The 25,562-nt window shown below is 65.2% G+C and carries 24 protein-coding genes and 1 pseudogene; 11 read left to right on the top strand and 14 right to left on the bottom strand.

All coding sequences use genetic code 11. The features are described 5' to 3' along the window. The first annotated feature begins 262 nt into the window (after positions 1-262). The 3 genes from clpS to Q0O97_RS06270 are packed head-to-tail and all read left to right on the top strand — an operon-like array spanning position 263 to position 2,391. Positions 263-580, top strand: a complete 318-nt coding sequence (gene clpS, locus Q0O97_RS06280; protein WP_294926426.1) for an ATP-dependent Clp protease adapter ClpS — start codon at positions 263-265, stop codon at positions 578-580. A 3-nt stretch (positions 581-583) separates the two neighbouring features. Then, positions 584-1,594, top strand: coding sequence for a class I SAM-dependent methyltransferase (locus Q0O97_RS06275; RefSeq protein ID WP_294926321.1), 1,011 nt, complete (start codon positions 584-586; stop codon positions 1,592-1,594). Beyond that, positions 1,591-2,391 carry an SDR family oxidoreductase gene (locus tag Q0O97_RS06270; RefSeq protein WP_294926319.1) on the top strand — a complete coding sequence of 267 codons (801 nt, stop codon included), beginning with the start codon at positions 1,591-1,593 and terminating at the stop codon, positions 2,389-2,391. The genes Q0O97_RS06275 and Q0O97_RS06270 overlap by 4 nt, the downstream gene beginning before the upstream one ends. Before the next feature lie 7 nt (positions 2,392-2,398). On the opposite strand, the gene Q0O97_RS06265 is transcribed toward Q0O97_RS06270, so the two are convergent. Beyond that, positions 2,399-2,803 (bottom strand): hypothetical protein, encoded by a 405-nt coding sequence (locus Q0O97_RS06265; protein WP_294926317.1) that lies wholly within the window; start codon positions 2,801-2,803, stop codon positions 2,399-2,401. Positions 2,804-2,887: 84 nt separating this feature from the next. Here Q0O97_RS06265 and hemF point away from each other — a divergent pair, with 84 nt between their 5' ends. Next, positions 2,888-3,742 carry an oxygen-dependent coproporphyrinogen oxidase gene (gene hemF, locus Q0O97_RS06260; RefSeq protein ID WP_294926424.1) on the top strand — a complete coding sequence of 285 codons (855 nt, stop codon included), beginning with the start codon at positions 2,888-2,890 and terminating at the stop codon, positions 3,740-3,742. A 115-nt stretch (positions 3,743-3,857) separates the two neighbouring features. Further along, positions 3,858-5,909, top strand: coding sequence for a type VI secretion system tip protein TssI/VgrG (gene tssI / locus Q0O97_RS06255; protein ID WP_294926315.1), 2,052 nt, complete (start codon positions 3,858-3,860; stop codon positions 5,907-5,909). A 62-nt stretch (positions 5,910-5,971) separates the two neighbouring features. Here the strand turns inward: tssI and Q0O97_RS06250 are convergent, their stop codons facing one another. Continuing rightward, complete coding sequence (locus tag Q0O97_RS06250) at positions 5,972-6,943, bottom strand: hypothetical protein (protein ID WP_294926313.1); 972 nt, start codon at positions 6,941-6,943, stop codon at positions 5,972-5,974. A 105-nt stretch (positions 6,944-7,048) separates the two neighbouring features. Further along, positions 7,049-7,939, bottom strand: a complete 891-nt coding sequence (locus Q0O97_RS06245; RefSeq protein WP_294926311.1) for an NAD(P)-dependent oxidoreductase — start codon at positions 7,937-7,939, stop codon at positions 7,049-7,051. 128 nt (positions 7,940-8,067) lie between these two features. Here Q0O97_RS06245 and Q0O97_RS06240 point away from each other — a divergent pair, with 128 nt between their 5' ends. Then, the gene (locus Q0O97_RS06240) at positions 8,068-10,530 is read left to right on the top strand and encodes a penicillin acylase family protein (protein WP_294926309.1); all 2,463 of its coding nucleotides are present in this window, start codon (positions 8,068-8,070) and stop codon (positions 10,528-10,530) included. Further along, positions 10,527-11,477, top strand: a complete 951-nt coding sequence (locus tag Q0O97_RS06235) for a nucleoside hydrolase (protein WP_294926307.1) — start codon at positions 10,527-10,529, stop codon at positions 11,475-11,477. Before Q0O97_RS06240 ends, Q0O97_RS06235 begins: the two co-directional genes overlap by 4 nt. On the opposite strand, the gene Q0O97_RS06230 is transcribed toward Q0O97_RS06235, so the two are convergent. The 8 genes from Q0O97_RS06230 to Q0O97_RS06195 form a co-directional block, all read right to left on the bottom strand. Next, positions 11,462-12,166 (bottom strand): OmpH family outer membrane protein, encoded by a 705-nt coding sequence (locus Q0O97_RS06230; RefSeq protein ID WP_294926305.1) that lies wholly within the window; start codon positions 12,164-12,166, stop codon positions 11,462-11,464. The two genes, Q0O97_RS06235 and Q0O97_RS06230, sit on opposite strands and share 16 nt — an antisense overlap. Further along, complete coding sequence (gene bamA / locus Q0O97_RS06225; protein WP_294926303.1) at positions 12,166-14,505, bottom strand: outer membrane protein assembly factor BamA; 2,340 nt, start codon at positions 14,503-14,505, stop codon at positions 12,166-12,168. Before bamA ends, Q0O97_RS06230 begins: the two co-directional genes overlap by 1 nt. A gap of 93 nt (positions 14,506-14,598) precedes the next feature. Continuing rightward, positions 14,599-15,927: an RIP metalloprotease RseP gene (rseP, locus tag Q0O97_RS06220; protein WP_294926300.1), complete on the bottom strand. Its 1,329-nt coding sequence runs from the start codon at positions 15,925-15,927 to the stop codon at positions 14,599-14,601. Continuing rightward, positions 15,924-17,096: a 1-deoxy-D-xylulose-5-phosphate reductoisomerase gene (gene dxr / locus Q0O97_RS06215; protein ID WP_294926298.1), complete on the bottom strand. Its 1,173-nt coding sequence runs from the start codon at positions 17,094-17,096 to the stop codon at positions 15,924-15,926. Before dxr ends, rseP begins: the two co-directional genes overlap by 4 nt. A 3-nt stretch (positions 17,097-17,099) precedes the next feature. Beyond that, complete coding sequence (locus Q0O97_RS06210) at positions 17,100-17,969, bottom strand: phosphatidate cytidylyltransferase (protein WP_294926296.1); 870 nt, start codon at positions 17,967-17,969, stop codon at positions 17,100-17,102. Continuing rightward, positions 17,966-18,697, bottom strand: a complete 732-nt coding sequence (gene uppS, locus Q0O97_RS06205; protein WP_294926294.1) for a polyprenyl diphosphate synthase — start codon at positions 18,695-18,697, stop codon at positions 17,966-17,968. The genes Q0O97_RS06210 and uppS overlap by 4 nt, the downstream gene beginning before the upstream one ends. Before the next feature lie 4 nt (positions 18,698-18,701). Continuing rightward, positions 18,702-19,265, bottom strand: a complete 564-nt coding sequence (gene frr / locus Q0O97_RS06200) for a ribosome recycling factor (RefSeq protein ID WP_294926292.1) — start codon at positions 19,263-19,265, stop codon at positions 18,702-18,704. 90 nt (positions 19,266-19,355) lie between these two features. Beyond that, a complete protein-coding gene (locus tag Q0O97_RS06195) occupies positions 19,356-20,132 on the bottom strand; it encodes a hypothetical protein (protein WP_294926290.1) in 777 nt (258 codons plus the stop codon). Between the two features lie 175 nt (positions 20,133-20,307). On the opposite strand from Q0O97_RS06195, the pseudogene Q0O97_RS06190 reads away from it, so the two are divergent. Both Q0O97_RS06190 and Q0O97_RS06185 read left to right on the top strand, forming a co-directional pair. Further along, positions 20,308-20,493 (top strand): annotated as a pseudogene (locus Q0O97_RS06190) (calcium-binding protein); the annotation flags it as partial. 81 nt (positions 20,494-20,574) lie between these two features. Beyond that, complete coding sequence (locus Q0O97_RS06185; RefSeq protein WP_366125242.1) at positions 20,575-21,090, top strand: hypothetical protein; 516 nt, start codon at positions 20,575-20,577, stop codon at positions 21,088-21,090. 63 nt (positions 21,091-21,153) lie between these two features. Here the strand turns inward: Q0O97_RS06185 and pyrH are convergent, their stop codons facing one another. Then, positions 21,154-21,888, bottom strand: coding sequence for a UMP kinase (gene pyrH / locus Q0O97_RS06180; protein ID WP_294926288.1), 735 nt, complete (start codon positions 21,886-21,888; stop codon positions 21,154-21,156). Between the two features lie 82 nt (positions 21,889-21,970). Here pyrH and miaA point away from each other — a divergent pair, with 82 nt between their 5' ends. Then, the gene (miaA, locus tag Q0O97_RS06175; protein WP_294926286.1) at positions 21,971-22,852 is read left to right on the top strand and encodes a tRNA (adenosine(37)-N6)-dimethylallyltransferase MiaA; all 882 of its coding nucleotides are present in this window, start codon (positions 21,971-21,973) and stop codon (positions 22,850-22,852) included. 292 nt (positions 22,853-23,144) lie between these two features. Next, positions 23,145-23,996 carry an AraC family transcriptional regulator gene (locus tag Q0O97_RS06170; RefSeq protein WP_294926417.1) on the top strand — a complete coding sequence of 284 codons (852 nt, stop codon included), beginning with the start codon at positions 23,145-23,147 and terminating at the stop codon, positions 23,994-23,996. Here Q0O97_RS06170 and Q0O97_RS06165 read toward each other — a convergent pair. Together Q0O97_RS06165 and Q0O97_RS06160 are read right to left on the bottom strand one after the other, a co-directional pair. Continuing rightward, entirely contained in the window at positions 23,993-24,799 is an 807-nt protein-coding gene (locus Q0O97_RS06165; protein ID WP_294926284.1) for an RlmE family RNA methyltransferase, read from the bottom strand. The genes Q0O97_RS06170 and Q0O97_RS06165 overlap by 4 nt on opposite strands. Continuing rightward, positions 24,799-25,562, bottom strand: a 764-nt coding sequence (locus Q0O97_RS06160; RefSeq protein WP_294926282.1) for a Ppx/GppA family phosphatase, incomplete at its 5' end; no start/stop codon positions are given. The genes Q0O97_RS06165 and Q0O97_RS06160, both read right to left, overlap by 1 nt.

Genomic DNA, 25,562 nt, shown 5'->3' with positions numbered 1-25,562 from the left:
CGCACGCCCGTGCTGATTCTGCTCACTGTCCCGGTCTCTTTATTTTTGCCTGTGTCGGCCTGTCATCTATGCAGGCTCTTTCTTGATATTTTGATAATAGCATGCATATTTCCACACGGAAACCGTTGTTTTCCACGCTTGGGCGATTTTGCGGCAGGGGTTGCCGCGCCCCCGGACGCACTTTCATATTTCGCGGGACCGCCTATATTTCGCGAAGCAACCCATCCAGATTCCAGGCAGGACCGCCGTGACCGAACCGACCATGACCAACAATCCCGACGACCGCGAGGATGTCGAGCTCGTTGTCAGGACGCGCCCCCGCACGCAGCGCCCGCCGATGTACAAGGTCTTGCTTCTGAACGACGATTTCACCCCGATGGAGTTCGTGGTCTATATCCTTGAACGGCTGTTTTCCATGACCTACGCCCAGGCGCACGAGGTGATGCTGACCGTTCACCGGCGCGGCGTCGCGGTGGTCGGCGTCTATTCGCACGAGGTTGCCGAAACCAAGGTCGCGCAGGTGATGGAACTTGCGCGCCGTCAGCAGCATCCGCTGCAATGCACCATGGAAAAAGAGTAGAACTTGGCCCTATCCAGACTTCACGCCCTGCCCGACAACGATCTGGCGCGGGGGCAGGCCCTGCTGATCGGTCCCGGCGCGGATGCCGATCTTGCCGTCTTCGATCCCGAGCGCACGCAGATCGTCCAGCATTTCTTCAGCGATCACAAGGCGCTGGCGGATCGCGGCTTTCAACTGGTCGATGAACCGCAGGGCCAATCCGCGCTGGCGGTCGTCTTTGCGCCGCGGTCGCGCGACCTGGCGCAGGCGCGCATCGCCCAGGCTGTGGCACATCTGCCCGAAGGCGCGCCGCTTTGGATCGACGGACTGAAGGGCGAGGGGATCGACTCGCTCCTGCGCGAGATGCGCGGCCTGCTGCCCGTGGATGAGGTTCACTCCCGCGCGCATGGCAAGATCTTTCGCGTGACCTTGCCGGGGCAGGGCTGGCTGCCCGCCGGGTGGGCCGCCGCCGATATCCAGGCCGCGCCGGGGATGGTGACGCGGCCCGGCGTCTTTTCGGCGGATGGGCCGGACCCCGGCTCGGCCCTGCTGGCGCAGCATCTGCCCGACAAGCTGCCTGCCCGGATCGTGGACCTGGGCGCAGGCTGGGGCTGGCTGTCGGCACAAATCCTGACGCGCCCCTCGGTTCAGGTGCTGCATCTGGTCGAGGCGGACAAGGTTGCGCTGGATTGCGCGCGCCGCAATATCACTGATCCGCGCGCGGTCTTTCACTGGGCCGACGCGCTTGGTTTTTCCCTGCCCGAGCCGGTGAACGGCGTCGTCATGAACCCGCCGTTCCATCAGTCGCGGGCGGCGGAGCCGCGCCTGGGGGCGGGCTTCATCCAGACCGCCGCGCGGCTGCTGACCGGGGCAGGGCGGCTGTGGATGGTCGCGAACCGCCACCTTCCCTATGAGGAACCGCTGTGTGCCGCCTTTGCCGACGTGCAGGAACTGGGCGGCGATTCCCGCTTCAAGATCCTGACCGCGACGGGGGCCGGGCGCGGCAGCCAGTCCCGTCGCGGACGGCGCGGATGAGCCTGTCGATCCAGGGCAAGACCGCCATCGTCACCGGCGCGGGCAGGGGGATCGGGCTGGCCATCGCCCGCCATTTCCGCGAGGCGGGCGCGAATGTCGTCTATGCCGATTGCGACGAATCCCTGCTTGAGGTCGAGTTGGGCGGGCAGGATTCCGGTCGGGTGCGGGCCTTTTCCGGCGATCTGGGGGAAAGGCTGACCCAGTCGAACCTCGTATCGGCCGCCATCGACGCCTTCGACCACGTCGATATTCTGGTGAACGCCCATCGCCTCGTGCTGCAATCCGATCCCGAGGTCACGACCGAGGAGCAGATCGCCCGGATGCTGCGCCAGAACATGAGCGCGGCGTTGCGCCTGTCCCAACTGGTCGCCCGGCGGATGGCCGAGCAGTCGGGCAATGACCTGCCGCCGGTGCAGGCGGGGGCGATCGTGAACGTGGTCTCGCTTGCAGCCGAGCGGCCCACGGAGGAAAACCTTGCCTATTCCATCGCCAGCGCCGCGCTGGTACAGGCGACGCGCACGCTTGCCGTGACGCTGGCGCCCAAGCGGATCCGGGTCAACGGGCTGGGTTTCGCCAGCGTCATGTCCAACCAGTTGCAGATGCGCCTGCGCGAGGAACCCGCCCTGCGCGACCGGCTGATCGCGGCCACGCCGCTGGCCCGCATCGCCGGCGCGGAAGAGCTTGGCCCCGCCGCGCAATTCCTGGCCAGCGAGGCGGCGGGCTTCATCACCGGCCAGATCCTGCGCATCGACGGGGGCCGCAGCCTTGCCGATGGCATGACCCCCGCCGTTTACTAGGCCGCACCTATTCCGGATGGGCCGCGCGGCAGGCGGCGACGGCGGCATTGGCCTGCCGTGCAAGATCGTTGCGGCGCTGTGCCAGATGATCGCGCTTGCGGGTTTCGACGGCGGGGTCGATGGGAACGCGCTGGCGATGGGTGTCGACGACATCGCGCATGCAGGGCCGGTATCCGTAAAGACGCTGGCCATCGCGGCCGATATAGCTATAGGGGCAACTGCGCCAGTCGGTCCGGTGAATCAGCCGCTCTTCATAGGCATAGCCGCGCGCCAGATTGCCCTCGACCTCGGCCAGCAGGCTGCTGACGTTGCGGTATTCGTCGGTGTTGCGCCGGATGCATTGCTCCTGCGGGGTGCCGCAGGCGGTCAGTGCCAGGATCGGCAGCATGGCAAGGGTGATGTTGCGGGTCATGGTTCATGCCTTTACTGAAAGACGCACGCCAGTTTCAGGCAGATGGGCCGGCAAGACAAGAGCAAGGAGACGCGCGCCGTGGATATGACAGAAGAACGCCGCAAGGCCGCCGATTGGTTCCATGCGTTGCGCGACAGGATCGTCGCCGCCTTCGAGGCGCTCGAGGATCGCCACCCCGGCGCAGCCCCCGCCGGCCGTTTCGAGATCAGGCCGACCACGCGCCCCAACGATGGCGGCGGCGGGCTGATGTCGGTGATGCGGCGGGGCCGGGTCTTTGAAAAGGTCGGCGTCAACTGGTCCGAGGTCCACGGGGTGCTTGCGCCTGCCGCGCAAGCCTCGATGCGCGAGCGGGGGATACCGGGCATTGCCGAGGACCCGCGCTTCTGGGCCAGCGGGATCAGCCTTGTCGCCCATATGCAAAACCCGCATGCGCCCGCCGTCCACATGAACACGCGCATGTTCTGGACCCCCGGCGCCTGGTGGTTCGGCGGTGGCGCGGACCTGAACCCTTGTATCGAATATGCGCAGGATACCCAGCATTTCCATGATGTTCTGCGCCAATGTTGCGATGATTTCGACGGTGGCTATTATCCCCGCTTCAAGGCATGGGCCGATGAATATTTCCATATCCCGCATCGCAATCGCGCGCGGGGTGTCGGCGGGATCTTCTATGACGACCTGAACACCGGCGACTGGTCCGCCGATTTCGCCTTTACCCGCGCGGTCGGAGAGGCGTTTCTGCCCGCCTTCCTGCCCTTGGCCGAGAAACGCATGGGCCAGCCCTGGGACGATGCGGACCGCGCGGCGCAACTGGCCCACCGCGGGCTTTATGCGGAATACAACCTCGTCTACGACCGCGGGACCAGGTTCGGGCTGGCCACCGGCCACGATCCCGAGGCCGTGCTGATGAGCTTGCCGCCCCACGCCACATGGGAATGACCGCCGCCCGATAATATGCCGCTACGTCATGCCATTGGATGAAAGCTGCGCTTGCCGGGCCGCACATTTTTTCTTAAAACTGGTTTGTCTGCAATATCGCTGCTGGTGAACCGTCATGAACGCTCCTCTTCGTCAGACCGATCGGCTTGGCCGTCTCAGCACGATCCTCGGCCCGGATGTGCTGTCGCTGCTGCGCTTCGACGGCACCGATCACCTGAACGAGCTGTTCGAATACCGGGTCGAGGGGCTTTCGGCGGATCGCGACCTGGACCTGGACGCGCTGATGGGCACCCATGCCACCGTCACCATCGACGGGCGCGAGGGGCTGCGCCATTTCGACGGCATCGTCACCCAGGCCCGCTGGGTCGGCGTGGGCGAGACCGGGCATCGCTACGACCTGACCCTGCGCCCGTGGTTCTGGCTGGCCGGACGGCGGCGCAACCAGCGCATCTTCCACAACAGGACCGTGGTCCAGATCCTGCGCGAATTGCTGGAGGATTACGCCCCCCTTGGCGATCCCGCGCTGGAAATTGCGCTTGGCGGCGATTACCCGGTGCTGGAATATACCGTCCAGTATCGCGAATCCGACCTGGATTTCGCCCGCCGCCAGCTTGAGCGGCACGGCATCAGCTTTCACTTCCGCCACGGCGAGGGCAGCCATACGCTGGTGCTGACCGACGACATCTCGGCCCATGCCAGCATCGGCCAGCGCCCGTTCAAAAGCTATGACGGCCATCATCAGGCCGAGGGCGAACATTTCTGGGAATGGGCGCCCGAGCGCAACATGACCACTGGCGCCGTCCGGCTGACGGATTACAATTTCAAGACGCCCTTGGCCTCGATGGAGGTCGACCGGACCGGCGACGCCACCCATGCGCAAGGCGCCATCGAAAGCTTCGACTATCCGGGCGATTACCCCGAGCGCGCCCTTGGCCGGGCCGTAGCCGGGCTGCGGGTGATGCAGGAACGCGGCGGCGACCGCCGCCACCGTGCAGCGGGCGATTGCGTCAGCCTGGGCGCGGGAATGCAGGTTTCGCTAAGCGGCGACCGGGTGCCGGGGACGGGGGAAAGCTATCTCTGCCTCTCGGCCAGTTATCATTTCCAAAGCGAGGCTTACGGCTCGGGCGCGTTGCAAGGCGACGGTTATGCCTTCACCGGCGCCTGGACCCTGATGCCGGTCGGCGCGCCGATGGCGCCCCCACGCCGCACGGCGATCCCCGTCGTGCAAGGCCCACAGACCGCGATGGTAGTGGGCGAGGGTGAGATCGACTGCGACGAATACGGCCGCATCCTGGTGCGGTTTCACTGGGACTTGGCCGACGCCTATTCGATGCGCTGCCGCGTCAGCCAGAACTGGGCCGGCGCCGGCTGGGGCGGCATGGTCATTCCCCGCATCGGGATGGAGGTCGTCGTCGAATTCCTGGAAGGCGACCCCGACAAGCCGCTGGTGACGGGCTGCGTCTACAATGGCAAGAATACCGTGCCCTACGACCTGCCGGCCAACAAGACCGTCAGCACCTTCAAGACCGACACCCATGAAGGCGGCGGCTACAACGAATTGCGTTTCGAGGATCAGGCCGGGCGCGAAGAGATCTTCATGCACGCCCAGAAGGACCACAATACGATCATCGAAAACGACGAAACCCATTCGATCGGCCATGACCGTGCCAAGGCCGTAGGCAACGACCAAAGCGAATCGATCGGGCATGACAAGACGATCAGCGTCGGCAACGATCACCGCGAGACGATCGGCAACGACATGTTCTATGACGTCGGCCAGAGCCAGCAGGAAAACTACGGCAAGGACCATATCCACCGGGTCGGAAACATTCACAAGCAATCTATCTTTGCCGACCATCTCTATGAAACCGGACGGAATTTCGAGGGTGAGGTCTTTGGCCGCTACACGCTGGACGTGGGCGAATCCATCACCAACAACACCCGCATCCATACGCTGATGGCCTATGAAAAGATGCAGGTGAAGGGTCCGGGCGGCAAGATCACCATTGACGCATCCGGCATCACGCTGGAAGCACCGACGATTCGGCTGAAGGGCAATGTCATCATGGGCGGCTCGGGCGGGGCGCAAATTCCCACCTTGCAGATGGCCGCGCGAGAGGGCCTGCCGCTTTGCGAGGAATGCGCCAAGTTCGACGAGGAATCCTGACCGGCGCCAATCCGTCAAGAACTTGATGCCGCCAGCTTGCAATTATCCTGGCGGCTTTCATTTCACTGCTTCAGTTTATAAATCGCATTCGCCATTTCCACACATAATTCCTCCAGTTTCTGCGCGGGAATCGGCTGCGGCAAAGGCGATTCCGAAACACGGTCGGCATATGCCGAAAGGGACCACCACCTCGGGTCATCCTGGACTGCCTGGGCACAATCCTTGTCCATGAAGGACATCAGCAGGTTGATATCGTCCCTGGTTCGATCAAGCACGCGCTGAATCCAGGCCTTGTCCATGACCCAGATCGAGGGTTCATTCATGGCGACACTGTCGCTCAGCGCGAAATCTATTCGAGACGCGTGAATCGTCGGACGCAAGGACCTGTTTCTCTGGAACAACCTCAGCAGCGGTCCCGAAAGGCTGGGGTTTGGCCGGTCGATGATTTCCGGCGGCGTGGCGTTGAGGATATGAGTATAAAAATCCCCAACGATATCACCGATGACCGGCCGAACGGTGATGTTTTTCACTCGGGGAATTCGTTTCCATTTGGCGATCCACGCGCCCCACATGCTCAGATCAAGCCGTTTCTCCATCCAGGCGTCAAACGGACGATCGCTCCAGGCGCCCCACTGCCACCATGCGGAATTCAGCACCAGAACCTGCGGCCTGACATATATGACGACCTCGACCTCGATGCCAAGACGATCAAGTATCGTAGTCCATTGCTCTGGCTGGAATAGCCATCCTTCACTTGAAAACAGCAAATCGTCAGGATGGCCTTTCATCTCCACGCCAATCCCATCCAGGTCGGCCTTCAGCAATTCATTTGCGTCAGGGGATGCCTTGTATTTGTATATTCCGGCTGATTTTGTGAGTGCCTTACCCGTGACAATGCAATCCTTCTTCAATTTCATCTCTGCATATTGGATGACGGATCCGTCGTTTCGCTTGATCGTAGGGTTGGCTGTCAATGCCGTTTGCAAGGCGCTTGAACCGCACTTGCTGGCTCCGATATGTAGAAATACCGCCATGTCATGAATCCTTTATATGCAGCAAGATGCGGTGCTTTTCATATTCGCAATGACCATCAAGGCCGGGGGATGCCCCGCAGGTGAGAAATTTCGCGATAATCTGTGTTATGTAACGTGATCTGAAGCATCCTCCGACCGCAACCTTGCGATCAGGGCCGAAGTGTCCCAGCGGCCGCCGCCCATTTGCTGGACGTCCTTGTAGAACTGGTCGACCAAGGCGGTGACCGGCAGGCTTGCGCCGTTTTCGTCCGCGGCTTGCAGGCAGATCGCCAGATCCTTGCGCATCCAATCGACAGCAAAGCCGAAATCAAAGCGGTTCTCGGCCATGTTCTGATAACGGTTCTGCATCTGCCAGCTTCCGGCGGCGCCCTGGCTGATGACCTCGACAACCTCGGGGATCGACAGGCCGGCCTTTTCGGCGAAGGCCAGCGACTCGGACAAGGCTTGAACCAGCCCGGCGATGGCGATCTGGTTGCACATCTTGGTCAGTTGTCCGGCCCCCGACGGCCCCATCAGGCGGCAGATCCGGGCATAGGCGGCCATCACCGGCTGGGCCTTGTCATAATCCGTCGCGTCGCCGCCGCACATGATCGAAAGCTGTCCGTTTTCGGCCCCCGCCTGGCCGCCCGACACCGGCGCATCCACGAAGGATATGCCTTTTCCCCTAGCGATTTCATGCAGTTCCCGCGTAACCTTCGCGGAAACCGTCGTATGGTCGATGTGGATGGCGCCCCTGTCCATTCCGGCAAAGGCGCCGTCCTCATCCAGGCAGACCTGGCGCAGGTCATCGTCATTGCCGACGCAGGTCATCACGAATTCGGCTCCGGCGACGGCCTCGCGCGCAGTGGCGGCGGCCTGACCCGGATGGGCCTTGGCCCATGCCTGCGCCTTGCTTTCGGTCCGGTTCCAGACCGTCACCTGGTGCCCTGCCGCGGCCAGATGACCGGCCATCGGAAAGCCCATGACCCCCAGGCCCAGAAAAGCGATACGCGCCATATTTTCCTCCAAATCGCTGCGGCGCGTTGATCTGCCCAACGGCCTGTCCTATCACCCGATGGATTCCATTCCTCGGCGGTCGGGTCAACCTGTGACCGCCGCCCATTTTCAGGACGCGCCTTGAACCAATGCTGACAATCTTCCGCTGGCTGGTGCGCCTTACCCTTGGGCTGATCGTCGCCCTGCTGCTGGTGGCGCTGCTGGCGTGGTATTTCGCCATCCGCTCGGTGCCCGATTACGGGGCCGACCACCGCGTCGCGGGCATCGCCGCCGAAGTCGAGATCGTGCGCACGACCGAGGGCGTGCCCCATATCTTCGCCCAAACCGACCAGGATGCCTTCTTCGCGCTTGGGCTGGCCCATGCGCAGGACCGGCTTTTCCAGATGACCGTCCTGCGCCGTGCAGCCCAGGGCCGGCTGGCCGAGCTTTACGGGGCGGGCGCCTTTGCCTCGGACGACCTGGCGCGGCGGCTTGGCCTTTATCGCAACGCCGTCGATTCCGTTCAGGCGCAGGACGCGCAGACACAGGCCGCCTTGCAGGCCTATGCCTCGGGGGTGAATGCATGGATCGAGCAGGTCAACCTTGGCGCAAGGGGCCGCGGCGCGCCCGAGTTCTTTCTGTATCCCGACAGCATCGCCTACTGGGAGCCAGCGGATTCCATTGCAATACTGAAGCTTCTGGCAGCTTCCTCGACAACGCAACTGCGCCGCGAGGTGCTGCGCGCCCGGCTGTCCCTTGCCGCCCCCGCGCGCGGGCAAGAGATCGTGGCGACCGTCGCCGAACCCGCCCTGCCCGCCTATGGCTCGTTTTTCCCCGGCGCGCGTTTTCTGCCCCATGACCGCACCGATGGTCCCCGCGACTGGAACACGGCGGTTCTGGGCTATCTTTCCCCCGCCCTCGGCGCCAGTGCCAACGCATGGGCCGCCGCGGGCGAACGGACGGCGGCGGGCCGCGCGCTCTTGGCCAATGATCCGCATTTTCCGCTGACCTCGCCCGGCCTGTGGTATCTGGCGCGGCTGGAGCTGCAATCCGGCGGTGTCATCGGCGGCACGATCCCGGGTATTCCCGCCGTGCTTGCCGGGCGCAATGCCGGAATGGCCTGGGGCGTGACGCCCGCGCAGATCGACGATCAGGACCTGTTCATCGAGGAGATCCAGCCCGGCGACCCCAACCGCTACCGCGGCGATTCCGGCTGGACCAGCTTCGACAGCCGGCGCGAGATCATCCGCGTCAAGGATGGCGCGGACCAGACCATCACCCTGCGCAACACCGTCAACGGCCCCGCGATTCCCGCCGCACATCTGGATATCGCGGCCATCCTGCCACAGGGCCATGTCGCGACCCTGTCCTGGACCGGCGGCCACGGCGGCGATCGCAGCATGAGCGCGCTGATCGCCCTGATGAGCGCGCAGGACCGCGCAACGGCCAGGCAGGTGCTGCGCGATGTGACGGCCCCGGCAATGATCTATACGCTGGCCGATGCGGATGGCGTGGCCCAAACGCTTGCCGGGGCGGTTCCCGACCGGCCCCGCGAACACGCGACCGCGGGACGCATGCCCGCGCCGGGCTGGCAGGTCGAAAATCGCTGGCGCGGTATCCTGCCTGCGCCCGAATCGCTGACCATTTCCGGTCCCGGCGACGGCATCGTCAGCGCGACCGGCGGCCAGCCCCTGGCAGCGGACGGCCAGCCCCTGGGCTACGACTGGGCCGACGATCACCGGCAGAAACGGCTCGACTTCCTGCTCTCCAGCCGCGAGGTTCATTCGCGCGACAGCTTCATCGCCGCGCAGAACGATATCGTCAGCCCGGTCGCCCGCGCGCTGCTGCCGCTCGTCGCCGCCGATCTGTGGTTCACGGGCGAGCCTGCGCAGCGCGGCACGCCGGAACGGCAGCGGCAGGACGCGCTTGGGCTGCTGGCGAACTGGGACGGCGCGATGAACGAACACCTGCCCGAACCTCTGATCTATGCCGCCTGGATGCGCGAGTTGCAGGACCGTATCCTGCGCGACGAACTCGGGCCGCTCTCGAACGAGTTGACGCGGCTTTACCCCGATTTCATCGAACGTGCCTTTCGCAATATCGGCGGTGCCGCAGAATGGTGCGATATCCGCCAGTCCACCGCGCAGGAAACCTGCACCGAGATCGCCCGGCAGGCGCTGGACCAGGCCATCCTGGACCTTGCCGCGCGTTTCGGGCCGGATGTGACAAGCTGGCGTTGGGGCGATCTGCACCAGGCCCGCCACGTCCACCCGGCCCTGGGCGACCTTCGCGGGTTGTCCTATGTGGTGAACCTGTTGCAATCGACCTCGGGCGACGATTCGACGGTGGCGCGGGCGGGCGCGCGCGGGACGGGACCGAACCCCTGGCTGAACGTCACCGGCGCGGCCTATCGCGGGGTTTATGACCTCGCCGACCCGGACAGTTCGGTCTTCGTGATCTCGACCGGGCAATCAGGCCATCCGCTGTCGCGCCATTACGACGACCTTGCCGAATTGTGGCGGCGCGGCGAATATGTCGGCATGTCGCTGGACCCCGATCTGGCCCGCGCCGGGGCGGCGGGGATCACCCGGCTGCACCCCGCAGGAGAATGACCTTGAAGATCATCATCGACACCGATCCGGGGCAGGATGACGCGGTTGCGATCCTGTTGGCCCTGGCCAGCCCGGAACTGGAGTTGCTGGGGCTGACCGTGGTGGCGGGCAATGTCCCGCTGTCGCTGACCCAACAGAACGCGCGCAAGATCTGCGAATTGGCAGGGCGGCCGGACATCCCGATTTTTTCAGGCTGCGACAAGCCTTTGCAGCGTGAACTTGTCACGGCGGAACATGTGCATGGCCGGACGGGACTGGACGGGATCGCCCTGCCCGATCCCTCGATGCCGCTGCAATCCGCCCATGCCGTCGATTTCATCATCGACAGCCTGCGCCGCGAGGCGCCGGGCAGCGTGACGCTGGTGCCGATCGGGCCGCTGACAAATATCGCCCAGGCCTTTCGCCGCGCCCCCGACATCGTCGCGCGCGTCGGGCGGATCGTCCTGATGGGCGGCGCCTGTTTCGAAGGCGGCAACATCACCCCGGCGGCCGAGTTCAACATCCATGTGGACCCGGACGCGGCCCGGATTGTCTTCGCCTCGGGCGCGCCGCTGACGGTGATCCCGCTGGACGTCACCCACAAGGCGCTGACCAGCCGCGAATGGATCGAGACAATGCGCGGCCTCGGTCCCGTCGGACAGGCCGTCGCAAGCTGGACCGATTTCTTCGAGCGTTACGACCGGGCGAAATACGGCAGCGAGGGCGCGCCCCTGCACGACCCCTGCGCCGTCGCCTGGCTGCTGGAACCCGCGCTTTTCTCGGGCCGTTTCATCAATGTCGAGATCGAGACCGAAAGCCGCCTGACGCTGGGCATGACCGTCGCGGACTGGTGGGGCGTCACGGGCCGCGCACCTAACGCAACCTTCATCCGCGAAGTCGAACGCGACCGCCTGTTCGACCTGCTGGCCCGGCGCATCGCCCGGCTGGACGGTCACGGCTCGGGCTGATCGGCGGGGGCATCCCCTGCCCCGGCATCCTCGTCCGCAGGGGGCTGGATGGGTTCGCCCGCACCTTCGGCAGCATTGATCCGCTCGATCAGGGCCTGGGTCACGTCGATGGCCTCGGCGGAAACGAAGATGACGCGCTGGTCCAGCACCGCCACGGCGCCCCGTTCTTCCATCAACTGGGCCAGCAGCGGCAGACTGGCTTGCAGGAAGGCGGTGCGTTCCTGCTCGAACAGGGCCTGAAGTTCCTGCCCCATCGAGTCCCTTTCGCGCCGCACCTCGACCACCCGCTGGTCGAATTCGTCGGCGCGGGCGCGGAACTCTTCGGGCGAAAGCGTGTCGCGCAGGCGGGTCAGCTCTTGCTCCTCATCCGAGAACTCTTGCGCAAGCCGTTCGTTTTCCTCGGCAAAATCCCGGCTACGCTCGGCTAGCTCGTTCTGGACGCGCTCGCCCCACTCCGATTCCAGGAACAATCTTTCCTGGTCGATGCTCATCAGCGGGGTCGATCCCGTCCCGGTCGAGGGCACGAGGATCGGCGCGGGATCGGCTGGCTGGCCGACCGCACCATTGCCCGGCTCGGGCTGGCTATCATCGGACTGAAGCTGGATCGGCAGGCGGTTTGCACCATCGTCCTGCGCAAGCGCCACGGCAGGAAGCGCCGCCGCGACCAGCCATGCCGCCAGCCCCCGCATCAGAAACTGGTCGAGATGGTCAGATCGAAAGGCTGTTCCTCGTCATAGTCCAGCTTCTTGACGGCCTTCGAAAAGTTGAAGCGCAGCGGCCCGATGGGCGTCGTCCAGAAGAGCGAGGCCCCGACGGCGGCCCGCACATGCATCCCGTCATCGACGGTGCCGGTCGCGCCTGCCGTATCGTCCAAGCCCCAGATCGATCCGACATCGGCGAAAAGCCCGCCGGTGATGCCGTATTCCTCGGGCAGGCCAAGGGGGAATTGCGCCTCGGTCCGCAGCGACCAATAGTAGTTGCCGCCAAGCGCGTCCTCGTTCGGGGCGCCAAGGTCACGCGGGCCAAAGCCGTTGTATTCAAAGCCGCGCACCTTGTTGTTGCCGGTGAAGCGGTCGAAGCGGCGGCTGCGCTGGTCGTCCAGCATGTGGATTGCGCCCAGCTCGAACTCGGCGCGCAGCGTGACCTCTTCGCGCCATGCGTTGCTTTCGACGCCGGCATAGAACTCGCTCGTAATCGACTTCACGTCGCCGCCCAGACCCGCGTAATCTTGGCTGAAGGTGAAGCGGTAGCGGTTCAGCGGATCCAGCCCCGTGCGGCGGCTGTCATAGCTGTAGCTGTAGCCAAGCGCCGAGGTGAAGTATCCGCCCTGGTCGCGCCACAGGATCGGGGACGAGCCGGTCAGCTCGCCGGTTTCCGGGTCCGGTCCGATGGGGGTGACATCGCTCAGCGTATCCTTGCTCAGCTTGTAGCGCAGTTCCAGTCGCCCGTTTTCGGAAACGGGGAACTCGGCCCCCGTCTGGAAGCCGACGCTGCGGGTGTTATATTCGGAATTGTAGCGTTCGGTGGTGTTGTACCAGATCTGGAAACGCCCGCGCAGGTCGCGGCCCAGCAGATAAGGCTCGACGAAGGTCAGCCCGGATGAGCGCGTCCCGCTGCCGGTCGAAAAGCTGAGTTGCACCTCTTGCCCGCGGCCAAGGAAGTTCTGCTCGCTCAGCGCGAAGTTAAAGCCCACGCCCGAGTTGACGCCATAGCTGACGCCGAAGTTCAGGCTGCCGGTCGGCTGTTCCTCGACGTTGACATCGACGATGACCTGTTCGGGCGAAGAACCCTGGCGGCTGTCCACCTGCGCATCCGAGAAATAGCCAAGCGCGCGGATGCGTTCGGCGGCATTGCGGATTTCGCGCGGGTTGAAGGGATCGCCCTCGACGGTCGTGAACTGACGGCGGATCACCTCGTCCAGCGTGGCGGTGTTGCCCTCGATGTCGATGCGCTCGACGAAGATGCGGGGACCGCGGGTCAGCGCGAAGGTCAGGTCCAGCGTCTGGTTGCGCGGATTGCGGGTCACGCGCGGCTCGATCGCGACGAAGTCCAGGCCCTTCTGGATGGCCAACGCCTCCATCCGGCGGATCGTGTTGTCGATGACGGCGGGATTGTAGACCGTGCCCTGGCGGACGCGGTTCTGCGCGGCGAAGTCGCTGGCGTCCAGGCCGGGGATCTCGCTGAGCGTGTTGACCCGGCCGAAGGTATAGCGCGGGCCTTCCTGGATGTTGAAAGTGATATAGAAGGCGTCGCGTTCCCGCGCCACCTCGGGCGAGATCGCCTGCACCCGGAAATCGGCATACCCGCGCGAGCGGTAGAAGTCGGTCAGCAACTGCTCGTCCACCGCCGTGCGCTCGGGCGCGAAGGTGTCGCGGCGCACGAAGGTCCGCAGCAGGCCCGCCTGCTTGGTGTCCAGCACGTTGCGCAGCCGACGGTCGGAAAAGGCGCGGTTGCCGACGAAACCGATGCGCTCGATCTCGGTCAGGTCGCCTTCGCGGATTTCAAAGACCAGGTCGACCTGATTGCCCGCCCGGCGGATGATGCGCGGGTCGATCCGCGCGGCCAGGCGTCCCTGCGAGGCATAGACCTGGCTGATGACCTCGGCATCCGCCTCGGCCTGCGCGGGGGAATAGACATGGCGCGAACGGCTCTGGATCACCTCGGTCAGTTGCTCGTTCCTGACGCGGCGGTTGCCTTCGAAGGCAATGGCGTTGATGGTGGGATATTCGCGCACGCGGATGACCAGCGTATTGCCCTGCGGCACCACCTCGACCGTCTCGAACAGGCCCGATTGTTGCAGCCGCTGCACGGCGGCGTTCAGATCGCCCGGCGAGACCTGCTGACCGCGCGGAATGCCCGCGTGGGACAGGATCGTCGCCCCCTCGATCCGCTGCGCCCCTTCGATCGAGACGTTGTTGAACACATAGCCCTGCGCCAGCGCAGGAGCCGCGATCATGCCTGCCGGAGCGGCGACGGCCAGCGCCGAGATCAGGGCCAAAGCGCCCCCGCCGAGTTTCCTATCCGTCATTGCCGCCCTCATTCTGATATGTGCCGATTTCATCGGTCGGTTTGGCCGATGGATACAGCCAACCGGGACAGGCTGTCAAAACCTCAAGCGCCCTCATGGGCAGAAAAGATCGTTCGAGAGGCCGAAAATCATCAGTGAAACCACCATCGCCAGCCCGATCAGGGTCAGGAAGTTGATGACGCGGTCCGATGCCGGGCGGCCCGTGACGGCCTCGTAGGCGTAAAAGACCAGATGCCCGCCGTCCAGCACCGGGATCGGCAACAGGTTCAGAAAACCGATGGCCGCCGACAGGACCGCAATCCACCAGATGAAATTGCTGCCCCCCGCCGAGGCGGCTTCAGCCGTGGTTTCAGCGATGGAAATCGCCCCGCCGATGTTGCAGGTGCCGATCTGCCCGGTCACCATCGCCCAGATCCCGGTGAGCGAGGATGCGATGATATCCCAGGTCCGCGCGACCCCGCCCTGCAATGCCTCGACCAGGCCGGTGGGACGGGTTTCGGGTTCAAGGAAACCGCCGCCGGTGACGCCGATCATCCAGCGTTGCTGGAACCCGCCGTCAGGCGCTGGCAGGTCGCGCCGGTGGGCGGACAGGGTATAGTCGGCCTCGCCCACGCCCTCGCGCCAGACACGCAGGACGATGGGCGCGCCCTCGGCCCGTTCGACGAAATCGCGGATCTGGGAAAAGCGGTGGATCGGCGCGCCATCGACCGCAAGCACCACGTCCCCCGCCCTCAGCCCCGCGTTCGAGGCCGCGCTGCGCGGCGCCACGCCCGAGACGAAGGCGGGATTGGGGTCGGGACCGGGCACGACCATCTCGGCGCCCTCGCGGCGGATATGCCAGTCGTGTTGATCCGCAAGCGGCAAGCTCTGGTCCAGCGCGAACAGTGCGCGCCAGTCCGCGACCGGCTGCCCGCCGATGGCCAGCACCTCGTCGCCGGGTTGCAACTGATGGGAAACCTGCGGCGGCAAGGGCTTGATCGCGCCAAGCTGGACACGTTCGACGGCGACCCCGCTCCAGATCATCATGCCGGCGAAAACCGCGATCGACAGGATGAAGTTGAAGACCGGCCCCGCCGCGACCGTGGCGACCCGCGCCCAAAGCGGCGCGCCGGTCAGCGATTGGCGGCGCAGGGCGGGGTCGACCTCGGCCCCCGTGCCCGCGCTGGCGGCATTGGCATCGCCCAGGAAGCGGACATAGCCGCCAAGCGGGACCGCCGCCACCTGCCACAGCGTCCCGCGCCGGTCGCGCCAGGACAGCAGGCGCGGGCCGAAGCCGATCGAGAACACCTCGGCCCGGATGCCGGACCAGCGGCCGACGATGTAATGGCCGTATTCATGGACCGCGACGATGATCGACAGCGCCACGACGAAGGCGCCGACGGTCCAGAGCAGGTTGCCCAACTCACCCAGCAAAGCCATCATGCGCGCCCCTTCCATGCCGCGGCGGCCCTGCGGCCCGCCCTGTCCCAGTCAAGCACCTCGTCCAGCGTTGCCGGGCTGCGGGCAAAGCCACCCTGCCCCGCGGCGCTTTCCAGCGCGTGCTGAACCGCCTGCGCCATGTCGGTAAAGCGCAGACGCCCCGCGATGAAATCGTCCAGCGCCTGTTCCTTGGCGGCGTTGAAGACCGCACCGGCGGCCCCGCCCGCCGCCATCACCTCGCGCGCAAGGCGCAGCGCGGGCCAGCGCCCCTCATCGGGGCGGTCGAAGGTCAGCGTGCCGATGGATGCCAGGTCCAGCGTCTCGACCGGCAGGGCGCGGCGCTCGGGCCAGTTCAGCGCATAGCCGATGGCGTGGCGCATGTCCGGCACCCCCAGATGCGCGGTCGAGGATCCGTCGCAGAAACTGGCCATCGCATGGACGATGGACTGGGGGTGGATCAGGACCCTTATGCGTTCGGCGGGAATGTCGAAAAATTCATGCGCTTCAATGATTTCCAGCGCCTTGTTGAACATGCTTGCGCTGTCGATGGTGATGCGCTGCCCCATCGACCAGTTGGGATGGCACGAGGCCTGGGCCACGGTGGCGCTGGCCAGCCGCTCCAGCGGCCAGTCGCGGAACGCGCCCCCGGATGCGGTGATCGAGATATGGCGGATCGCCGCCCTGTCCTCATGCCCCAGAAGCTGGAAGATCGCGGAATGTTCGGAATCGACGGGCAGAAGCCGCGCACCCGTCCGGGCCGAGGTCGCCGTGACCAGCCGCCCCGCCGCGACCAGCGTTTCCTTGTTGGCCAGCGCAAGCACGCCCCCGCGTTCCAGCACCCGCAGGCCCGGCGCCAGCCCCGCCGCGCCGACGATGGCCGACAGCGTCCAGTCGGCTTCGCGCGCGGCGGCCTCGGCCAGCCCCTCGGGACCGGCCAGCGCGCGGGTCTGCGTTCCCGCCAGCGCGTCGCGCAGATCGGGCAGCAGGTCCGGCCAGGCGGTGACGGCAAGCTCGGCCCGCAGCGCGCGCGCCATTTCGGCCAGCCGCGCGATATTGCGCCCGCCGGTCAGCGCGACCGTGCGAAAAGCGTCGGCCCCGCCTTCATGCTGCAACAGGTCGAATGCGCTTTCCCCGACCGAGCCGGTCGCGCCAAGGATGGTGACGCTTTTCAACGCTCAGCCCCCGATCCTTGGCAACAACCCGATCAGCATCAGGAAAAATGCCATCAGGAAGGTGCCCGACATGGCGTCGAAACGGTCCATCAGCCCGCCGTGGCCGGGGATGATGTCCGAACTGTCCTTGACCCCGACCCGGCGCTTGATCCAGCTTTCGACGATATCGCCCGCCTGCCCCGCCATCGCCAGCAGCGGGCCGGCCAGCACCACGATCCAGCCCGCCTGACCCGTCACCGCCAGGATCACGGCCAGGACGAAGGCGCCGATCCAGCCGGCGATGGTCCCGCTCCAGGTCTTGTTGGGGCTGATGGCGGGCCACAGCTTGGGACCGCCGAACTTGCGCCCGGCGAAATAGCCAAGCACGTCGGACAGAACGACCGTGGCGATCAGCCACAGGGCGGTGCCCAGCCCCATCGCTTCGCGCACCACGACCAGCGCATAACCGGCCAGAAGGATGGCCAGCGTGAAAAAGACGAAGGCGCGGCGGACATGGGCATGGGTGCCGGGATAGCCCAGCGCGACCGGGACCAGCGCCAGCGCGACGGCCCAGTTGCCCGGTATCAGCAGCATGAGGTAAAGCGCCACGCCGCCGATGATCCCGAACAGCACCGGATGGCGCGGACCGTAATATTCGGCATGACGCCAGGCGGTCATCCGCGCCAGCTCCCACAGCATGCCGCCGCAAAGCGTCGCGACCCCAAGCCGCAGCCATATGCCCGAGACGGTGATCAGCACCGCGCCCAGGACCACCATCACCAGCGCCGACAGCAACCGCTGGCGCAGGTCGCCCCAGACGATGCCGCCGCGGTTGCGGATACCCGGCGGCACCTCGGGACCCGCGCCGGGCCTATGGTGGCCGTTTTCCGTCATGCGCCGCCGAACCTGCGTTCGCGTAGCCCGAAACGGTCGAGGATCTCGGCCAGGTGGTCGGGCGTGAAATCCGGCCACAGCGTCTTGCTGAACTCATATTCCGCATAGGCCGCCTGAAAGGGCAGGAAATTCGACACCCGCGTCTCGCCCGAGGTGCGGATCACCAGGTCGGGGTCGGGAAAGCCCGCCGTGTCCAGGCAATCGGCAAGATCGGCCTCGGTCGGTTCGCCGATTTCCCCGGCAGCGATGCGGCGTCCCAGTTCGGCCGAGGCGCGGACCAGTTCGTCCCGCCCGCCGTAGTTGATCGCGACGGTCAGGTTCAGGCGCGAATTGCCCGCCGTGCGCGCCTCGATCCCCGCCATCAGCCTTTGCAGCTTGGCGTCCAGCCGCCCGCGCGCGCCGATGAAGCGCAGGCGCACGCCCTCGGCGGCCAGCCCTTCGGCCTCGCGCTCGATATAGCGGGCGAAGATGGACATCAGGCCAAGGACTTCTTCGGTCGAGCGCTTCCAGTTCTCGGTGGAAAAGGCGTAGACGGTCAGCCAGTTCACGCCCAGATCGGGACAGGCGCGGACGATCTGCTTGACCCGCTCGGCGCCCTTGCGGTGCCCGACCAGGCGCGGCCATCCCCGGTTCCTGGCCCATCGGCCATTGCCGTCCATGATGATGGCGACATGCCGCGGACGCAGGCAATCCGGGTTGCCGACCGCACTGGCTGCTGTTTCCCCCACCGGATCAGACCTGCATGATTTCGGCTTGCTTGCCCTCAAGCGACTTGTCGACCTGGGCGATCATCTTGTCGGTCAGTTCCTGCACCGCGGTTTCCCAGAATTTCTGGTCGTCTTCCGACATGCCGCTGCCCTTGGCCTTCTTGATCTGGTCCATGCCGTCGCGGCGCACGTTGCGGATGGCGACGCGGGCGCTTTCGGCATATTGGGCGGCCACCTTGGTCAGTTCGCGGCGGCGTTCCTCGTTCAACTCGGGGATGGGCAGCATGATGATGGTGCCGTTCAGTTGCGGGTTGATGCCCAGGCCCGACTCGCGGATGGCCTTCTCGGCCTTGCCGACCAGCGCCTTGTCCCAGATGTTGATCGTGACCATGCGCGGCTCGGGGACGTTCACGGTGCCAATCTGATTGATCGGCGTGGGCGAGCCATAGGCATCCACCATGACCGGCTCGACCATCGAGGCGGATGCGCGCCCGGTCCGCAGGCTGCCGAATTCATGGCGAAGCGCATCCATCGCGCCTTTCATGCGCCGTTCCAGATCGTCGATGTCGATTTCGATGTCATCCGCCATGTCGGGCCGCCTCTGAGTGGGATTCACGCTGCTTGTAACCGCATCGGCAGACCTTGGCAATTGTCCGAAGGCAGGCGGGCGACCGCACTGCTAGAGCATGCGATCGACGATCGGCGCTCGATTGTCGGTCGCGGGTGTGGCGAAAGGCCCGCCAGTCCCACGAAGAAGCAGACTGACAGAGGCGTCCGTGTCCAGGGCATTGCCGCTGCGGTCGAAAAGCGTCACGTTGCCCAAGGCATCCAGCGCGAGCAGCTTGCCATGCTTTTCATGCGATATCTCGAAAGCCCCGAGATTGCGATTGCCGGGCGTATCCCCTTCAAGAATGTTGCCGGCGACAATGAAATCGCGCTCCAGCAGGGCCGCACTCAGGTTCAGGCGGCCAAAAAGAAGGTTCAGCCAACCGTTCTCCCTTGCCGTGACATGATCGAGATCGGCCAGCAACCCTTCATTTGCACCCGTCCGTGCCGAATCGGCCCTGGCGATGTTGCGCCTGGACGCATCCGCTGCCCTGGTGATGTGAAACATGTCCTCGACCGCCCGAAAGGCATCCATCATCGCCATGTTGCGCGTGTCGTATTCCCTCGCGGGGCTTATCTGCACCATCTCGCGCACGGCGGCTGCCGGGTCGGCGGCGCCCTGTTCCATAACATAGCGCAGCGCCTTGCTTATGACCTCGTGTTCGCGGACGATCATGAGCATTTCAGCGTCGGTATACCGTGTGCGACCGGAAGCATGAATCTTATCAGAAATCGGCAGCGACAGTCCCAGTTCTCTCAAATTAATGGACTTGTTAATGGATTTGACAACAGGTGCCGTGGGCGGCGATACTGCCGCAGAGAGGTTGGCAAAAGAGGTGGACATGCTCATGGCTTAACCCTTGAATGAACTTGACAGGTATGACCTGTATCATGGCTTCCTTGCCGATGGGTTAACGCGGTTCGGGAAGTTCACGAGTTTTTAATTAAAAATCAATGCAATTTCATTCGTTTAATGATATGTTTTGAAAGGAAGAACATTGGCTTATCTTTAGGGAACCAACGACGCCGATAGTCTTGTCGGCAGAAGCGCAGGCGACATGATCGACGGGTTTTCCGGAAACGATACCCTGCGCGGAGGCGGCGGCAACGATACGGTCAGCGGAGGCGATGGACACGACCTGCTCTTTGGCGATGATGGAAATGACGCCTTGTTCGGGGGTGCCGGCAGAGATACCCTTTTGGGCGGCAACGGCGACGATTTTTTTTACGTCGGGCATAACGAAGGTTTTGACTGGATCAACGGCGGAAGCGGTTATGATGTTCTGGTTGGCATGCCGGGGTCCTATCCGGGCAGCTCCTATACCGTTCAGTTAGATTACCTTTCAGTTGAAGCAATTCACAACCCTTCACCAACCGCCAAATTGAATTTGTCGGTATCCGGCCTCGTCAATATAGCGGATACGGTTATGACTGATGATGGTGGCGGATTTGGCTCAATCACAGGCGGCGCGGGCGACGACCATATTTATGCCAGCCATTTGGACGACACGATCCTGGGCGGTGCGGGCGATGATCATGTGTCTGGCGGCAAGGGTGACGATATTCTTTACGGTGGCGCAGGCGCGGACATATTCGTCTTCTATGCTGACGACGGTGTGGATACCGTGATCGATTATGATGACGGCGTCGATCAGATCCGCATCTTCGCACCCGACGCCGTCATCGGATTCGCGGATGTCGCTGTCGCGGCATCGGGATCGGGTGCGCGCCTGGATTTCGCGGGCACGGTGGTTTTGTTGCCCGGCGTCGATCCGTCGTTTATCAATGCCTCCGACTTCATTTTCTGAAAGATGAAGCCATCCGAAGGAATATCGCACCTGCCGGTTATCGGCAGGTGCGCCAAACAAGGATCAACCCTGCACGCGGGTATAGGTGCCCCTGCCCGCCAGGATGCCACGGAAGCCGCCCGGCTCGTCCAGGGAAAAGACGATGATCGGCAGGTCGTTGTCGCGCGCCAGTGCGATGGCGGAGGCATCCATGACCCCCAGGTGCCTGGACAGGACCTCGTCATAGGAAACCGTGTCGTAACGCTTGGCATCGGCGTGTTTCTTGGGGTCCTTGTCATAGACGCCATCGACCTTGGTGCCCTTGAAGATCGCCTCGCAGTTCATTTCGTTGGCGCGCAGCGTGGCGGCGGTGTCGGTAGTGAAATAGGGGTTGCCGGTGCCGGCGGCAAAGATGATCACGCGCTTCTTTTCCAGATGACGCACGGCGCGCCGGCGGATGTAAGGCTCGGCCACCTCGTCCATGCGGATGGCGCTGATGACGCGGGTGTGGATGCCAAGCGCCTCAAGCGCGGCCTGCATGCCAAGCGCGTTCATCACCGTGGCCAGCATGCCCATGTAATCGGCGGTCGCCCGCTCCATCCCCTGTGCGCTGCCTTGCAACCCCCGGAAGATGTTGCCGCCGCCGATGACCATGCAGATCTCGACGCCCATGTCGTGGACGGATTTCACCTCGTCCGCGATGCGGGCGACGGTGGGCGGATGCAGCCCATAACCCTGGTCGCCCATCAGCGCCTCGCCCGAGATTTTCAGAAGCACCCTGGAGTAGCTCTTGGCAACGTCGTTCGTGTCCTGGGTCATGGTTCGCGCTCCGGGCTGTTTCATCATCGCGCAAAATGTCGCAAACAGGCGCCATGTTCAACTGCAAGAAGCCCGCCCGACCATGAGCCTGCCCACGGGGATAGATCCCGAACGCCACGTCGTCATCGCCGGACCCACCGCCAGCGGCAAGTCGGCGCTGGCCATGCGCATCGCGCAAGAGCAGGGCGGCACGGTGGTCAACGCCGATGCCTTGCAGATCTGGTCCTGCTGGCGGGTGCTGACGGCGCGGCCCCCGGTGGCGGATGAAACGCTTGTGCCACATGCGCTTTATGGCCACGTCACCCCGGAACGCGCCTATTCCGTGGGCGACTGGCTGGCGGATGTGGCCGGGCTGCGCGGGCGGCTGATCGTGACCGGCGGCACCGGGCTTTACCTTGGCGCGCTGACGCGGGGGCTGGCGGTGATTCCGCCCGTGCCCGCCGCGATCCGGGCGCAGGGCGACGCGATTCTGGCGGGCGGCGGGCTGGATCGCATGGTGGCCGGGCTTGATCCCGCCACGCGGGCCGCCATCGACCTGCGCAACCCCGCCCGCGTCCAGCGCGCGTGGGAGGTCCTGCGCGCCACCGGGCGCGGCATCGTCGAATGGCAGGCCGAGACCCCTGCCCCGCTGATCCCGCCCTCGGGCGCCACGCGGCTGGTGCTGGTCTCGGACCGCGACTGGCTGGCCGGACGGATCAAGCGGCGCTTTGCCGGAATGCTGGAACAGGGCGCGCTGGACGAGGTGCGCGCCATGCTGCCCCATTGGGCGCCGAACCGGCAATGGGCGCGCGCGATCGGAGCGCCCGAACTGGCCGCATATCTGCAAGGCCGGATGAGCCTGGACGAGGCCGAGGAGAAGGCCGTGATCGCCACCCGCCAATATGCCAAGTCGCAAAGGATCTGGTTTCGCAACCGAATGCGCGACTGGCGGCCCGTCGAAGCCGAGTCGTTTACCGATTTTTAATCCCCTGCTGTCATCATGGCTTCCAATGATGGCAAAAGAGGGTGAAGGATATCGGCGAGGTTTTGCCGATTCTGAATGTTATGACAGTTGTTTTCACCTCGGACTCCGGTTTGCCGGAATGGGTCGCCCGTGCGCGGCAGGGCGAAAGGCGCGATCCGGTCGCGGACCGCCTGCGCAGGGCGGCGGTCAATGCCGGGACGATCCTGCCCCCGGCGGTGCGCGATCCCCGGACCGGGGAAGTCCCGGCAAGGCACAGGCGGATCATGCCAACACCGGGCAGGCGCCCGTGACGATGCCCACATGCAAGCCCAGCCCGCCCAGGCCGCAAGGCAGGCTGGCGCTGCACCCGCTTGACCAGTTCGGCTGGGGCACGGTGCTGCGCAGTTCGGGGCGGGGCATGGTCGGGATGGCCGCGCCGCGCGTGACGCCGGATCATCTGCTGATCGTCCCGACCTCGGGCAGCCTGCGGCTGGAACTGCCCCGCCTGGCCCATCTGCTGCATCCGGGCAGCGTGACCTTCGTCCCGGCGGGCACGGCCTTTTCACTGTTGCATCTTGGCGTGGTCCAGGGGCTGGCACTGGCGATCCCCGCGCCGGTGGTGCAGCGGGCAGGCACGATCCTGCCCGATAACCTGACGAGCGGACGGCCCGGCGATGCGGACGCGGCGGCGGTGGTTTCCTGCGCCCGCCAGCTTGGGCAAATGGATTGGGCGCAGGGCCGCGCGGCAATCGCGCCGGTCGCGCAACCGCTGAACCGGCTGGCGCTGATCCTGTCGCGTTTGCAGGACTGTCCGGCGGAAACCGCGGGACCGGGCGGGCATGGCCAGCCCACGCGCCTGCTGGCCGACCGCTTCCTGCGCCTTGTCCAGCGAGAGATGGGGCATCACCTGACCATCGCGGATTTCGCGCAGGAACTGGGCGTCTCGACCGCCGCGCTGGATCGGGCCTGCCAATTCGCGCGGGGGCGCCGCGCGCTGGACCTGTTTCACGACCTGCAACTGGAACGGGCGGTCCGCCTGCTGCGTGAAGGCGATAACGACATGACAGGGATCGCCCGCAGGCTGGGCTATGCCGGGCCGGCGCATATGAAACGCGCCTTCATCGCCGCCACGGGCCGTCCGCCCGAGGCGTTCCTGCCCCGCTAGGGGGAACCCTCTGCGTCCCTGCCCCCGCCCTGGCCGGGACCGGTATCATCGGTTGGGGCATCGTCGGGCCTGCCGCGAAACCCCTGTGCCACGACGAATTTTTCCGACGAGTCCGAGCGGCTTGCCGGCGGCTTCACATTCGCGACCTTGTCGAAACTGCGCTTGAGCATCGCCTGCATCTCGCTTTCCGCGCCGCCTGCCAGAACCTTCGCGACGAAGGTTCCGCCCGGTTCCAGCACGTCGAAGGCAAGTTGCGCCGCCGCCTCGACCAGCGCCACGATGCGCAGGTGATCGGTGCCCTTGTGCCCGGACGAGGCCGCCGCCATGTCCGACATCACCACATCCGCCCGCCCGCCAAGCCAGTCCTTGACCTTGTCGTCGGCACCTTCTTCCAGAAAGTCCAACTGGTGGATCTCGGCGCCCGCGATGGGGTCGACCTCTTGCAGGTCGACCCCGATGACGCGGCCCGCCTTCTTGCCGGATTTCTCGCCCAGCGCATTGACCCGCTCGACCGCCACCTGGCACCAGCCCCCCGGCGCGCAGCCCAGATCGACCACGCGGGCACCGGGCACCAGAAAGCGATACTTGTCGTCCAGTTCCAGGATCTTGTAGGCCGCGCGGCCGCGATAACCCTCGCGTTTCGCGCGGGCGACATAGGGGTCGTTCAACTGCCGTTCAAGCCACAGCTTGCTGGAAAGCTTGCGCCCCTTGGCGGTCTTGACGCGCACCCGCAGGTCGCGCTGCCCCCGCCCGGACGATTTCTTTCCGCCGCGCCCCGCGCCGGGGCTTGTATCCTTGGCCATCAGCCGACTCCGTTCGTGCTTGCAGGTGTCAGGACGCCGTCCTTGACCATCTGGGAATAAAGCAGCCCCTCGCGCAGCCCGCGGTCGGCGACCGACAGGCGCGAGGTGGGCCAGACCCGCATCAGGGTTTGCAGGATCGCCGCGCCCGACATGATCAGCGCGTGACGCTCGCGCCCGATGCGCGGGTCGGCGCGGCGGCCATCGGGACCCAGCATCAGGTAATCGCGGATCACCCGGTCGATCTGCGCGCTGGTCATGGACAGCCCGTCGACCTTGGTGCGGTCGTAGCGGCGCAGGCCCAGATGGCTGGCCGCGACGGTCGTGACGGTCCCCGAGGTGCCGATGATCTGAAAGCCCTCCTCGGGCATGCCCGCGTTGACGTAGGGGGCGAAATCGGCCAGCATTTCCTCGAAATGCCAGGACATCAGCGCAAAGCGGCCCTGGTCGTCGGCGACATCGGCGAACTGGTCGCGCAGCGTCGCCACGCCAAGCGGAACGCTGATCCAGTCGACCACGCGCGCGCCGCCCGGACGCCCCCGCTTGAAGTTGTCGGCCAGTTGCATCGTGGCATGCGGACGCTCGGCATGTTCGACATCGCCAAGGTCGATCCAGACCAGTTCGGTCGAGCCGCCGCCGATATCGACGACCAGAAGCTGCTCGGTCCTTTCGCTGACCAGCGGCGCGCAAGAGATGACGGCCAGCCGCGCCTCTTCCTCGGCACCGATGATCTCGATGGGCAGGCCGGTCTCGCGCCGAATCATGC

Source organism: uncultured Paracoccus sp., assembly GCF_945915435.1.
In the GTDB taxonomy this organism is placed as follows: Bacteria; Pseudomonadota; Alphaproteobacteria; order Rhodobacterales; family Rhodobacteraceae; genus Paracoccus.
This window is presented reverse-complemented; position numbering and strand designations above follow the sequence as displayed.